General features: G+C 47.6%; 13 protein-coding genes. 9 read left to right on the top strand and 4 right to left on the bottom strand.

Features of this window, described 5'->3' with window-relative positions:
* The first annotated feature begins 158 nt into the window (after nucleotides 1–158).
* Nucleotides 159–1,064 (top strand): Fic family protein, encoded by a 906-nt coding sequence (locus tag ACZ5ZV_RS02690; RefSeq protein ID WP_464119900.1) that lies wholly within the window; start codon nucleotides 159–161, stop codon nucleotides 1,062–1,064.
* A gap of 10 nt (nucleotides 1,065–1,074) precedes the next feature.
* Here the strand turns inward: ACZ5ZV_RS02690 and ACZ5ZV_RS02685 are convergent, their stop codons facing one another.
* Both ACZ5ZV_RS02685 and ACZ5ZV_RS02680 read right to left on the bottom strand, forming a co-directional pair.
* Nucleotides 1,075–1,344 carry a BrnA antitoxin family protein gene (locus ACZ5ZV_RS02685; RefSeq protein ID WP_347359247.1) on the bottom strand — a complete coding sequence of 90 codons (270 nt, stop codon included), beginning with the start codon at nucleotides 1,342–1,344 and terminating at the stop codon, nucleotides 1,075–1,077.
* Entirely contained in the window at nucleotides 1,316–1,630 is a 315-nt protein-coding gene (locus ACZ5ZV_RS02680; RefSeq protein WP_347359246.1) for a BrnT family toxin, read from the bottom strand. The genes ACZ5ZV_RS02685 and ACZ5ZV_RS02680 overlap by 29 nt, the downstream gene beginning before the upstream one ends.
* Nucleotides 1,631–1,945: 315 nt before the next feature.
* Between ACZ5ZV_RS02680 and rnr the strand changes: the two genes are divergently transcribed.
* Genes rnr through ACZ5ZV_RS02665 form a run of 3 tightly spaced genes read left to right on the top strand, consistent with a single transcriptional unit; the run spans nucleotide 1,946 to nucleotide 6,869 of the window.
* Nucleotides 1,946–4,537, top strand: coding sequence for a ribonuclease R (gene rnr / locus ACZ5ZV_RS02675; RefSeq protein WP_464119899.1), 2,592 nt, complete (start codon nucleotides 1,946–1,948; stop codon nucleotides 4,535–4,537).
* The gene (locus ACZ5ZV_RS02670; RefSeq protein ID WP_464119898.1) at nucleotides 4,485–6,086 is read left to right on the top strand and encodes an ABC1 kinase family protein; all 1,602 of its coding nucleotides are present in this window, start codon (nucleotides 4,485–4,487) and stop codon (nucleotides 6,084–6,086) included. Before rnr ends, ACZ5ZV_RS02670 begins: the two co-directional genes overlap by 53 nt.
* A gap of 12 nt (nucleotides 6,087–6,098) precedes the next feature.
* Nucleotides 6,099–6,869, top strand: coding sequence for a LysR family transcriptional regulator (locus ACZ5ZV_RS02665; RefSeq protein ID WP_464119897.1), 771 nt, complete (start codon nucleotides 6,099–6,101; stop codon nucleotides 6,867–6,869).
* A 61-nt stretch (nucleotides 6,870–6,930) separates the two neighbouring features.
* Here the strand turns inward: ACZ5ZV_RS02665 and ACZ5ZV_RS02660 are convergent, their stop codons facing one another.
* Nucleotides 6,931–7,776: an IS3 family transposase gene (locus ACZ5ZV_RS02660; RefSeq protein ID WP_464117088.1), complete on the bottom strand. Its 846-nt coding sequence runs from the start codon at nucleotides 7,774–7,776 to the stop codon at nucleotides 6,931–6,933.
* Nucleotides 7,773–8,177 carry a transposase gene (locus ACZ5ZV_RS02655; protein WP_464117089.1) on the bottom strand — a complete coding sequence of 135 codons (405 nt, stop codon included), beginning with the start codon at nucleotides 8,175–8,177 and terminating at the stop codon, nucleotides 7,773–7,775. Before ACZ5ZV_RS02655 ends, ACZ5ZV_RS02660 begins: the two co-directional genes overlap by 4 nt.
* Before the next feature lie 230 nt (nucleotides 8,178–8,407).
* On the opposite strand from ACZ5ZV_RS02655, the gene ACZ5ZV_RS02650 reads away from it, so the two are divergent.
* From ACZ5ZV_RS02650 to ACZ5ZV_RS02630, 5 genes are read left to right on the top strand one after another with little or no spacing between them, the layout of a single operon-like run.
* Complete coding sequence (locus ACZ5ZV_RS02650) at nucleotides 8,408–9,088, top strand: MotA/TolQ/ExbB proton channel family protein (RefSeq protein WP_464119896.1); 681 nt, start codon at nucleotides 8,408–8,410, stop codon at nucleotides 9,086–9,088.
* Nucleotides 9,085–9,534 (top strand): ExbD/TolR family protein, encoded by a 450-nt coding sequence (locus ACZ5ZV_RS02645; protein ID WP_464119895.1) that lies wholly within the window; start codon nucleotides 9,085–9,087, stop codon nucleotides 9,532–9,534. Before ACZ5ZV_RS02650 ends, ACZ5ZV_RS02645 begins: the two co-directional genes overlap by 4 nt.
* A gap of 5 nt (nucleotides 9,535–9,539) precedes the next feature.
* Nucleotides 9,540–10,037, top strand: a complete 498-nt coding sequence (locus ACZ5ZV_RS02640; protein ID WP_464119894.1) for an ExbD/TolR family protein — start codon at nucleotides 9,540–9,542, stop codon at nucleotides 10,035–10,037.
* The gene (locus ACZ5ZV_RS02635) at nucleotides 10,034–12,994 is read left to right on the top strand and encodes a tetratricopeptide repeat protein (RefSeq protein ID WP_464119893.1); all 2,961 of its coding nucleotides are present in this window, start codon (nucleotides 10,034–10,036) and stop codon (nucleotides 12,992–12,994) included. The genes ACZ5ZV_RS02640 and ACZ5ZV_RS02635 overlap by 4 nt, the downstream gene beginning before the upstream one ends.
* Nucleotides 12,991–13,272, top strand: a complete 282-nt coding sequence (locus ACZ5ZV_RS02630) for a hypothetical protein (RefSeq protein WP_262554450.1) — start codon at nucleotides 12,991–12,993, stop codon at nucleotides 13,270–13,272. Before ACZ5ZV_RS02635 ends, ACZ5ZV_RS02630 begins: the two co-directional genes overlap by 4 nt.
* Nucleotide 13,273: the final 1 nt, after the last annotated feature.

Here is a 13,273-nt window from a genome sequence, read left to right as displayed (position 1 = left end):
TCCGGCAGGTATTAATAGGGTCTGGGCATGAATAATTTGGGGATATCCTTTACGGTAATAGTATCAAATGATACTATCACCGTATGACTCATCCCCCATTTAAAATTACCTCAAAAGTCCTTTCTCTCACGACAAAAATCCATGAACTCATAGGGGAAATGAAGGGCTATAGTGTAGGTAAGCCATCGGTAAAGTTCAGAAAAGAAAATAAAATTCAGACAGTGCAGCATAGCTTGGCCATAGAGGGAAATGAACTCACCGGAGAACAAATAACCGCCATCCTGGAAAAGAAAAGGGTTCTGGGCCCTAAAAAGCAGATTATGGAAGTGCAAAATGCGCTTCAGGTTTATGATTCCCTCAGCTCCTTCAATCCAAATCAGGAAAAACACCTTCTCAAAGCCCACAAGCTACTTATGCAAGGTCTAGTTAAAAATGCCGGCAAATATCGAACTGGACAGGTTGGTATTCTTAAGGGCACTCAGGTAAGTCATGTAGCTCCTCCGGCAAAGCAAGTTCCTCATTTAATGGGAGAACTGTTTAAGTTTCTCAAAGAGGACCGAGAAACTTCCGCCATAATCAAAGCTTGCGTGTTTCACTATGAGCTTGAATTTATTCATCCCTTTGAAGACGGCAACGGTCGCATGGGAAGGCTCTGGCAGCAATTGCTCCTTATGCAACACTCCCCGGTATTTGAGTATATTTCCACAGAAACACTTATCCATGAAAAGCAGATGCAATACTATTCGGTCTTAGAAAAATCCGATAAGGCTGGAGACTCCACTGCCTTTCTGGAGTTTTCACTTGAGATCATTCTTACTGCCCTTAAACATTTTAAGTCCGCACAGCGCCCGCAAAAAGTAAATAGTACTGACCGAATTCACTTTGCTCTTGAATACTTTGGGGAGAACTCTTTTAGTCGGAAAAAATACCTAGAGCTTTTCCCAGAAATCTCAACTGCTACAGCAAGTCGGGATCTTGCTCTTGCGGTTAAGGAAAATAAAGCCACCATTACTGGAGAAAAGGCACAAGCAACCTACAAAGCAACCACTCCTCGCCTTAAATAGCCCCCCCTTGCTATGCAGCAACCTTGGCCATTAAGACTTCATTTATAATAGTTTGATAGCCAACCCCACGACGCTTTCCCTCTTTCTTCGCCCAAGCAATAACCATCGGATGCAGCCTGATTGAAATAGGCTGAAACTTTTCATTAGCCGCCTTTACAGGACGTCCACGCGCCGGTCTTTTAACTCCCAGAGTAGCTTCAATAGCTCTCTTGAACGCTTCCGTTTCCTTAGCACTAACCCGGCGGGCTTTATCAAAACGAAATTCTTTTTGCTTCTTCATAAAGTCTTCTTTCCTTTTTACTGGCACGTCTTGCGCTTATGACTCTCAGTGATTTCCCTCTTTTTCGCAGGGTAAAAACCACCACAACAACAATGCGGCCGTCCGCCTCACCGATTAAAACAGCACGGCTTTCTGAGCCCACCTGTCTTTTTAAGTTTTCATCAATTAACGCGTAGGGATCGTCAAAGGCCTTAATTGCCTCCTCAAATCTAATCCGGTGTTTTTCAAAGTTTGTTTGGGCCTTCCTCATATCCCATTCAAACCCTTCTATTTCAGTATATACCATAAATTGACCCTTTAGCCAAGAAGGCTGCACGGGCGGCACCATCTTTAGGAATTAGCTAAATATATTCGGCCACTTAAGAAATACGGCTAGCGGACAATTTCGAGATTTGTGTTATGAAAAGAAATCAGTTATATATGAAGTACCTCTCTTTTCTCTGACCTCTTACAAGATCTCAGAGAGTCATAACTAATCTGTTCAATCACAAGTAATTGCTGACATTAACAGGACTTCGGCGTCGCTTTTGTCGCACAAAGATTCTCCTTTTCGCCTGCCTAACTTGTGATAATCTCTAATAAAAGGAAATACAGCCTGACAATGCAAAAAAAGAAGATCCTCAACGGCACCATCAAAAGACATCCAGACGGATTTGGTTTTTTCATCCCCGACGACAAAGAACACCCTGACGTATACATTCCCCGCCATTCCATGGAAGGCATCATGACCAACGATAAAGTGGCCATCGAAGTTTTCCCGGAAAAGGGTGGTGAACGCTTCCGTGGCGAGTTGGTTAGAGTTCTTTCGCGTGGAACCAAAACCGTGGTGGGCCGTTTTTACAAAATGAACGAACGAACCGGCGCCCTTCGCGATGAAGGAAAAGGCTGGGGCCAGGATTTAAAAATCAAACTTGAAGATTCCATGGGCGCCAAAGACAAAGAACTGGTCGCCGCTGAGATCACCAGCTATCCGGATGACGGCAAACCTTTCACAGGTAAAGTCATAGAAATCATCGGCAATGCACTGGATCCTTTGACTGATATCAAGCGGGTCATTCGTGCGAACAATATTCCCCTGGAATTTTCAAAAGCGACTTTGGAAGAGGCCGAACACTTCAGCGAGCTGCCTGATGAGAAAGACTTCCAAGGACGTCGTGACTTGCGCGACAAAGCCCTGATCACCATCGACGGTGCGACGGCGAAAGACTTCGACGATGCCGTTTATGTTGAAATGACCAACGAAGGCTTCTTGCTTTATGTGGCTATCGCTGACGTCAGCCACTACGTGAAAATCGGCACCGCGATTGACAAAGACGCCTATGAACGCGGGACTTCCGTGTACTTCCCGAACTATGTTGTCCCCATGCTTCCAGAGGTTCTAAGTAACGGACTGTGTTCTTTGAATCCTCATGTGCCGCGCCTGTGCTTGGTGGCCGAGATGCTGATTGACTTCACTGGTGAGCTGGTAAAATCCGACTTCTATGAAGGAGTCATGGAAAGCAAAGCCCGTGTCACCTACGGTGAAGCCCAGGAGATCATTGACGGCAATGACATCGAAAAGCACCGTCACGTCAAAGAGCATATCTTAAGACTTTATGACCTGGCGAAAATCCTGATGGCAAAACGCTTTAAGGAAGGTTCTCTGGATCTGGAAATCCCGGAAACAGAACTGGTTATTGATGGCGCCGGAGTCCCGGTCGACATTCAAAGGTCTGAACGCCTGTTCTCGCACCGCTTGATCGAAGAAATGATGCTGGCTGCGAACGTGGCCGTGGGTAAGTTCCTGGCCAGTCGCAATATCCCGGCTCTTTACCGTATCCACGAACCGCCAAATGAGATGGCGATTCGGACTTTGGAAAAGTATCTGGAAAACTTCGGCGGAAAAACCAAACTGGGCACTGGTAAGTTGCAAAAGCGCCTGACCAAAGCTTTGGAGGAGTTTGAGAACCGTCCGGAATCTCAGATCCTGAACATCCTGACATTGCGATCCATGAGTCAGGCAAAATACAGCATGAACAACGTCGGCCACTTTGGACTGGGTTTTGAGTTCTACACTCACTTCACCTCCCCGATCCGACGTTATCCCGACTTGATTGTGCATCGTTTGATTAAAAATCAGGTGATGCCAAATTCCCGATATCGCCTGATGAGCGAAGATGATCTTTCGACAGCGGGAACAATCCTTTCCGCGGCAGAGCAACGCTCGGTGAAAGCCGAACGTCAGGTTCAGTCCATCAAAAAAGCCCGCTTCATGGAAAAATTCGTGGGTCAGGAATTTGATGGCATGATCAGCTCCGTGGCGAAATTCGGAGTGTTCGTGCTACTTCGCGAATACGACATCGACGGTCTGGTTCGTCTGGATGATCTGGGTGGTGATCGTTTTGAGTTCGACGAAGAGAATCTTCGCCTGGTCGCAAAACGTTCGGGCTTCTCGTACAATATTGGTGACAACATCCGTATTCAGGTGGTGGCCGCCGATCCCGAGCAGGGACAAATCAACTTTGCGCTGGCCGGGCTGGACAAGGATGAACATGACGAACAAACCAGTGCGGAAAGATCTGCGGCAGCGGTTTTAAAGAAACTGCATGCACAGAAGCGCTCGAAAGATCATATTGCCCGCGGCAAAGAACGCCATGAAGAACGTCATGCGGATCGTTCTGAACGCAAAGGCCGATCAGAACACGAAAAAGACCGAAAACACGGCAAATCCAAAGACACTGGCAAAAAGAACTTGCGCGAGGAAGGCCCTGATCGCTTCAAGCAAAAGAACAAAGTTCAGGAGCATGGAAAATCCCGGTTCTTCGGTGATGTTCGCAAAGATGCCCCGGAAGGAAGTTCTGAAAAGCTGCGTAAGGTTGAAAAGCAGTACAATTTGAAACCACGTCAGCTGGATGAAGAAGACAAGAAGGGCCCCGACAAGACTTTGCTCGAGATGATCCTTGGTCCAGAGAAGTACCGTGAGCAGCACCAGGGGGAAGCCGCGGACAAACCAAAGCTCAGCAAAAAATTGATGTTTGCCGAACAGTCTAAACTCCGGGATAATAACGATTATTCGGAGAAGAATAGTGACAGCCTTAAGCACCGGACGCCAGATCGGAAAGACTCTAAAAAACGCAGCAAGACTCAGAACGATCGTGGGGGTGTTCGCAAAGCACGGCTTTCATCAGGTCGCGGAAAAGGTAAAGCTCGGTAAGTTCATTATCCAAAGACTCAACGCAAGCTCTGATGTTGAAGACCTTTCAATGCCAGAGCGTATGCGGATGAGCTTTGAGGAGCTGGGTCCCACGTTCGTCAAACTGGGACAACTGCTTGCAACACGTCCCGACCTTGTTCCCGAAGAGTATGTCGCTGAATTCGAAAAGCTGCATGACCGTGTTCAATCCATTTCATTTGAAACTGTCGAAGCCGTTCTGCGCGAAGAGTTCGGCAACACCCTTTATCAGAAATTCGAAACCATTGAAAAAGAGCCCCTGGGTTCTGCCAGCATCGCCCAGGTGCACAGGGCCCGTCTTAGCACCGGCGAAGATGTCGTTATCAAGGTTCAACGTCCCGGCATTATCCAAACGATCAATGATGACCTGAATGTCCTGTACCTGTTGGCTGATTTGTTGGTGACCTATATTCCTGAAACCAGATCCTACAATCCCGTGGGCATCGTGGATGAATACTTCCGCACTTTGGAGCTTGAAACCAACTTCGTGGTTGAAGCCAACAACATCCGCCGCTTCCAGGAAAATTTCGCCGGGGATGAGAACATCAAGATCCCCAAAGTTTATCTGGATCTGACCACCGAGCGTGTTTTAGTGATGGAAGCCCTTCCCGGTGTTCCACTTAGTCATGAATCTGCGCTGCTGCAAGCTGGGATCAGCCCCGAGGAAGTCATTCGGCGGGGGCTAAAAGCCTACCTTAAAATGGTCTTCCAGGACGGTCTTTTCCACGGGGACCTGCATGCCGGAAATTTCTTTGTTCTTCCGGAAAACAAGATCGGTCTTATCGATTTTGGGGTTGTTGGGCGATTGAACTCCCGCACGCAAGCCTCCATCGCCAATATGCTTCTGGCGTTGTCCCGTGAAGACTATGAACGGCTGGCTTACGAATATGTCGATCTGGCACCTTTTACGGACCGCGTGAACGTGGACATCTTCGCCAAGGATTTGCGCGAACTCATTGCACCTTATTTCGGATTGACGTTAAAGAACGTCAATCTGGGGAAGGTTCTGATGCGCTCCTCAGGGATTGCGGCCCGTCACCATATCCAGGTTCCAACGGACCTGATGCTGTTCTTTAAATCCATCGTGGCCATTGAAGGCATGGGACGCAAGATCCACAAAGACTTCGACTTCCTTCAATATTCTTTGGAATTTGCCGGCGAACTGGCCAAAACTCATTTTGGTCCGGACAAGTTGATTCACGAGATGTCACAGATGGCCCGGGAATCCAAAAACTTCCTGAATTCGCTTCCCAGACAATTGAACTTCTTCCTGCGCAAAGTGAACAGCCCCGATCATGCCTTCCGTCTGCATGTGGGTGAAATCAAAGAACTGAAAAGATCGGTGGAAAGCTCCTCGAATCTGCTGTTTTTGGCGGTGATCATTGCTGCATTGATTCTCAGTTCCTCGTTTATCTTTGTTCACCCTACCGGAAGTAACGTCATGGGCATGCCAACAATGAGCTTCATCGGCTATGTGATGGCGGCTTTACTGGGCATGCTGGCCTTTTTAAATTATATCAGAAAACCTTAATGCGGAGACTTGATGCAACAGTTGTATTATGAGCTGAGCGTACTGGCAAAAGCTGTGAACTTCAAAAATCTATCCGCAGCGGCCCTGCATGTGGGCATGAGCCAACCTCAGCTTTCCCGTATTATCGCAAAAATCGAGGACGAGCTGAAAATCGTTCTGCTGGATCGTTCGGCCAAAAGAAAATCCGGATGGACCAGCGTGGCCTTTCAGCTTTCAGAGATCTTTGAAAAGTCCATCCGTCGTTTGGAAACTGAATTGCAGGGTATTAGCAACAACCAGATGGTGGCAGAACTTCACATCGGGACCCTGGAGGGTCTTTCCGACTTTGCCCTGAACGCTTCTCGACTGTGTTTTGAAGAAGTGGGCGTTAAAAAGATCACCTTGGATATCTTCGATCTGAACGAACTGGAAGCCAATTTCCTTTCCGGAAATCTGGATCTGATCTTCACCTCCAAACAACCCGGTCGGCAGAAGTTTAAATATCTGATGGAGCTGGGATTCCAAAGACTGGAGTCGATTGAGACCTCCAGAAAGTTCAACGTGCTGAGCACCTTTGAATATGGAAGAGCCAACAAAAAGGAACTGGAACAGTTCCCTCACCTGTTTGTTTCAAATTCTTTGGCAATTCGTCGTTCCTGGTTTGAACTGAACGGCGGCACAGGGCACCTGCCCACCGAAGCCAAGCGTGGCCGCGCCAAAGACGCTGAGCCCGTTATGATGATCGGCTCAGAGCTGTTAAGCCCCATGCTATGGGAAAACATCACAGCCGCAATTGAAGAATAAAATTAAAGGCCGGGCAACTGATCTGTACCCCAAAAAGTGGACAGATAAATAAAAGGGTCCTCTAAGTGAAACCTCGGCATTCTGCCGGGGTTTTTCCTTTTAAGCCCCATTGGGGACGTTCGTTATTGTAGTAGTTAATATAACGGTCTATCTCTGCTACCAATTCCTCAAACGTATGGCAACTTTGAAGATCCACTTCATCTTTTAAATGACCAAAAAAACTTTCTATAGGCGCATTGTCCAGGCAGTTGCCTTTTCTGGACATGGACTGGGTGACACCCCACTTAGACAAAAGATCTCGATACGTCTTGGATGTATAGTGACACCCTTGGTCCGAATGCATGATCAAACTCTCTGGCTTTCGGCTGAATAGGTCTTCCAGGCCTCGAATCGCAACGTGTAGTCCAGCTCCAGGAGAAACCGTATAGTGGACGATATCTTTCACTGCCAAGTCTTTTACGGCTGACAGATAAGCCCTGTTTCCTTTGCCATAGTCTAAGTAGGTAATGTCTGTTGAATAAACTGTGTCTTTCTTTTCAACATTAAATTGCCTGCTTAGGATGTTCGGACTTACCCGGTGTTCCTCACCTGATGCCCAGCCTTGCTTGTACTTATTCTTACGTCGGATAGTCGCCTGAAGGCCGTACTTCTTCATTAACCGTCTAATTTTCTTCAGGTTCATGTTGATCCAGAAGTGGCGTTGCAAAAGCATCTTTATTGTCCTAGCGCCGGCTTTACCCCTTCTATACGCAAAAATGATTTGCACCCATTCCGCGTCTGTTGTGATGACCTGGGGAGATGCTCTTTGGGCAAACCAGTAGTAATAGCCACTGGTACTGACTTGAGCCTGAGCGCACAGCCTGCTGAGACATAGATCAGGCCGATGATTGACCGCCTTGCTAATCAACGCGAACTTTTCTTGTTTGCGTATTTTGCCTCCAAGGCGCGGAGCTTTTTTAGGAAGTCGTTCTCCGCGCGAAGATAAGCGATTTCATCTTCTGCTGATTTAAGCTTTTTTCCCTTGGGTCGACCTGTAGACTTAGAACCTCGGCGGTCTTTCTTTAATCCACCTTCTTGGGTAGACATCTTTTCCCAACGCTGAAGGCACTTCTTGGCATAATCCACACCAAATAAGGATAGGTTAATACCAGCATCTTTAAAAATTTGACTAGGAGTTTGTCCCTCTTCCCGAAGCCTTAAGGCCCTAACCTTAAATTCGGGGGTATAGGCAACATTGGACTGCGTTACCTTTAGAACATTCGGATTCTTCTCAAGATCTCGGCGATCTCTTTCGGACAGTGAGCCCATGATCTGCTTCCTTTTTATACGAAAATACCCCAAAAATGGGACAGGGTCTTTTATTTTCCTGTCCGAAATTTGGGGTACAGATCAAACCGGCCTTTTTCAATAGTGACGCCCTAAAACGTCACCTCCGTTAAATTAATGCACAGTCTGATCCTTTAAAGCCTCGTAATGAGACGCTGGGCTCTGGCACCCCCCTTGCTCTTAAGGGTTCGGATTCTTTTAACGGAGGACTTATGGAATTCCTATTGTCACTTGGTCGTGGTTTTACTTCTTCAGACGCTTTCTGGATGTGGGCTATCTTGGCTGCTCAAGTCGTGTCTGTAGCGATTATCGCTGAGCGCTCTATCGCTCTTTTCGTCAATCGCAAGATCAATCAAAAAGAGCTTTCTAAAGCGATCGCTGAAGATATTAAAAGCGGTAACTTGGACAAGGCTCTTCGTCGTTCCCTGCAATTGAGCGCCAAAGAGCCATTGGGTGTTGTTGCCTCTGCGGGTATTCAGGCCGCTATTGATATGGGTGGCAAAGAAGAAATCCAACTTAAGATGGATGAAATTCTTCTTGAGGAAAACACTCGTATTGAAAAGCGCATTGGCTTCTTGGCGATGTTTGCCAACGTGGCAACCCTGATCGGTCTATTGGGTACCATCACCGGTTTGATCCACTCTTTCGCGGGTATTGCCAACGCCAACCCGGTTGAAAAAGCGGCGATTCTTTCCAACGGTATCTCTTTGGCGATGAATACAACAGCTTACGGCCTGTTGGTTGCGGTTCCTGCTTTGATCATGTACGCGGTTCTGCAAAACCGTGCTTCCCGTTTGACGGAAGATCTGAACAAAGCCGCGTTGAACTTGTTCATCCAGTTGGGTTTCCACTACGCACCGGTATCTGACAAGAAAGAAAGATCTCTTGTATGAGCCACAAGAAAGAGTTGAACTTTGAAATCAATATCCTTCCTATTCTGGATATCCTTTCCGTCCTGATTTGTTTTCTGTTGTTGACGGCGGTGTTTGTTCAGATCGGGACTTTGGATACAAAGCAGGCCATTGGAGACAACTCCACAGCCGGCGCCAAAAATCCCCCTTCGTTGTGGGTGACGATGGCTGCTGACGGTGGCGTTCAACTCTCTTTGCGAGATGTTCCTAAAGCCAAAGTCCTTGAATCCCGCATTGGCAAATCCACCAAGGGCGTGAACTGGGAAGCTTTGGAAGGAAAACTCAAAGCGCTTCGCGATCAGTATCCAGATCTTAAAACAAGTGTTGTGCGTCCAGAAGCGAACACATCCTACGGTGATGTGATCCGCGTGATGGATCAACTTAAACAAAGTGCCTTTGAAGGCGTGGGCTTGTCCCCGCTGGGGTAGGAACTATGAAAAAGACATCCTTTTTGGAAACTTCCACAGCCAAACGCTCTCCAATGAAAGAAGCTCTTGCATTGGGTGGTGGCGGCAAAAAACAAAGCCCGCTTCGTCGTGATCTGGCTTTGGCGTTGCCGCTGACTTCACTGATCGATGCGTTTTCGATCATCGTGATTTATCTGCTGATTGGAACTCAAAATGGTGGCATGGAAACACAAATCCCATCCCGCATCAGTCTTCCAACCGCCAATCACAGTCAGGGTGTCGAAAAGGTGGCTCCGATTCTGCGCATCGAGAAGGGCAATTACTTCCTGGACGACAAACGAATTGCTGCGCGTGACCTGACAGACAAGCTGGCAGAAATCAAAAAGAACTCCGAGGAAAAAGACCTCGAGTTGATGATCCAGGCGGATACAGAAATGAAATACGCCGAGCTGGATCCTTTGATCAAAGCAGGCTCTCTGGCCGGTATCGAAAAACTTAAATTTGCTGTGGTGCCTGGAAAATGAAAAATCTAAGACGAATCACCATTCTCAGTGTTGTTTGCCTCGGAGTATTGAATGTTCGTCTTGCCCATGCTGACAAGATGAACTCGGGAACTCAGGACCTGGTTATCCAGAAGATGGAACGGGTCCTGTCTGCCATCGGCAAGGAAGATCCATCTTGGGTTCCCACCCAACAACGTTTGGCCGATCTTTTGGCTGAACGTGCCCGTGACCGCTTTATGACCGAAGTGGAGGCAAACTGCGACGGTTGCAAAGGCTCCAAAGCCGACCGTCAAAAAGCCATTGCCATTTACGAAGAGCTTCTTCGTCAGGTTCGTCTCAACGAACACGGTCCGATCCTGTTCCAATTGGCGCACTTGTATGAAATGGCCGGTCAAAATGACAATGCCATTCGCCTGTTTGAACAAATCATCAAAGAAGCCAAGGCCAAAAAGATCAATCCTTCCATCGTGTCCCGTTCTCACGCGGCCTTGGGTGATCTTCTTTTCCAAAAGAACAAATTCGCTGAAGCTCGAAAAAACTACGTGATTGCGCTTAAAGACGACAAATTGGAAAATCGTGCACTGGTCACCTACAATATGGCTTGGTGTGATTTCAACGAGGAAAAGCTTTCCTCGGCCATCGCGATCATGGAAAACCTGCTTAGAAACAAACACCTCATCACTCGCGACACCGAAGAGGGATCTAAGTATGATCCTGTCTTCCACGCCGATATCATGAGAGATCTGGCGACGTTCTACTCCCGTAAAGCCATCAATGACAAAGAAATCAATGAATTCGAGTCTCTGGCTCCTGCTCAAAACCGTAAAGAGCTGATGTTCCACTTTGCCTCTGAAGCCGACCGCCTGGGACAAAAGCAGGCGGCGCACAAAATTTTAAATCGTTACTTGGAACAACCGGATCTAACCAAAGAAGAACGCCTGGAGGCTTTCGTTCGCCTGGCGCAGGTCAACTACGACCGTGGACAGACCACTCAATCGACTCAAGACTTCGCCAAAGCTGCCGCAGCTTTCAAAAACACCGGCTGTGAAGAATCCAAATGCGAAGAACTGCAGAAAACCATGAAGCGTTATGTAACAGAACTTCACCGCTCCAAGAAATTGAAGCCGGATCAGGATCTTCTGAACGCTTACTTGATCTATAACAAGACCTTCCCTTCGGATATCGAGATGGCGAACCGTGGTTCCCAGATCGCCATGGATATGGCGAAATATCCATTGGCTATCCAGATTTATCGCAGCATCAGCGAAAGCCGTTCTTTCTCTGAAAAAGAGCGTGAAACAGCTTTGGCCAATGAAGTTTCCGCGGCAGAAAAGTCCCAGGACCTTAAACTGCGTCGTGAGGCCTATCTGCACTTCTTGAAATACTCTGATGACGATGCCAAATCTTTCGAAGTCCGCTATCAGCTGGCATATCTGAGCTATCAGGAAAAAAATCTGAAAGAAGCCGCCTTGGCATTCAACAAACTGGCGTTGGATAAAAAAGGCAATACCGATCTTCGTAAGAAGGCTGCGGATCTCTCCTTGGATGCCGCTGCTCAACTGAAAGATGAGGAAGTTCTGCAAGAGTGGGCCTGGGAATACTCTGAAAAGTTCCCTGCTCACAAAGTTGAATTTGCAACTCTGGCTCGCAAAGCCCTGATGAATCAGGTGGCTGCTGTTGCCAACAACCCCAAATCTTCCACTTCAGAACATTCAAAACTTCTTAAAAAAGTTCTGACGACAGACGTCTCTGGAGCGAAGGCCGACGAAAAGATCCTGTTTTATAACAACATCAGTGTTTTGGCTAAAAAGACTGGTGAAGACTCCACCTACGTTCAGGCGACCCTGGCACAGATTGCGATGCCTGAAGTTCCGGCTTCTCGCAAAGATGAATTGCGCGAACAATTGGCTGCTCACTATGAAAAGCATCTGGATTTCAAGAATGCTTACCGTATGGCATCCCAGGTTCAAAACTCCAAGATGTCCGAAAAAGAACGCGAGTTCCGCCTGGGCACCCTGGCGGATCTGGCTGATTTGAATCCGGAAAGGCACTACAAATCCGCCTTGAAGGCAGGCCTTAAAGGTGAGCGCGCTTTGGTGATGAGATCCCGTTTGGTTCTGTTGTCCTCCAACCCGGTCAAAGAACTTAAAGTGCAAGCCAAAGAGCTGAAGGCAAAACCAGATCTTCTGAATGAAACAGCCTTGCTGGTTTATGCGCGCACCCTGGACAAAAAGGGTTTGAAATCCGTGTTTGAGATGAAAGAGCTTCGTCGTAAATCAGCGGCTCAGTTCTTCCAGAAGCAGGACTTCTACAATAAAGTGGGCCAATTCCATCCAACGATTGCCCGTCACCAGTTGAACGCAAAGAATGATCGTACCGTGCAAAAATCCATTCAGGAACGCATGGGCCTGACAGCGAAAGCGGACAAACTTCTAAGCGAATCTGTGGCCCTGAAAGACATCACAGCCCAGCTGATCATGTTGAATATAGTGGCCTCTGAAAATGAGCGCCTGGTTCGTGATTTGGCGGCTTTACCAATGCCTAAAGGTCTGAGCCCGGCAGAGCAAAAGCAGTATGTTGATATCCTTAAAGGCCGTTCCAAGCCTTATCTGGTAAAGGCTAAAACAGCTCGTCAGAAAATGGATGAGCTGTGGGCAAGTTCTCCAGCTTTGGCGCAACTGGCGAATGAATACAAGATGGCTCGTCCGGAAATTCAGAAGCTTCTGCTGCGTGAAATGCAAATTCTGGAAGAACTGCCAGGCCGTGGTCGCATGAAAACCGCTGTAGCCGACGCTTTGGACAGTTCTTCATTCACGAGAAAAGATCTGGTTTCTGCACGTAAATCCGTGTCTGAAAACCCGTCCAATGTGCGTGACCTTGAAAACCTGAAATACCTAGAGACAAAAATGGGCCACCCTCTGATGCCGTCTTACCTGGAAGCCCGTTTAAATCAAATTCAGAGAGGAAAAAGCCTATGAAACAGGTGATTTTTCTGGCCCCCCTTTTGCTATCTCTACTAGCGGTACCAGCTTCTGCGTCTCAAAAGGCGACAGGAGCGAATAAGGTGAAAAAAGAGCAAAGCCATAGGCCCAAACTCGGCACCTCGTTCAAATTTGATGGCAGTGCCCTCAGAGGTAAGTACCAGAGTTCGTTGAACACCAAAGCAACCGTTGAGAATGACAAGCTTCTGGAGGATCTGCTGGGTGGTCGAAACCGGTTCGATGACAAAATCGACCAAGACGAGAAAAGAAACTAGG

Source organism: Bdellovibrio sp. HAGR004 (assembly GCF_055397015.1).
Note: the sequence above shows the minus strand (reverse complement) of the source record. Positions and strands in the feature narration are given on the sequence as shown.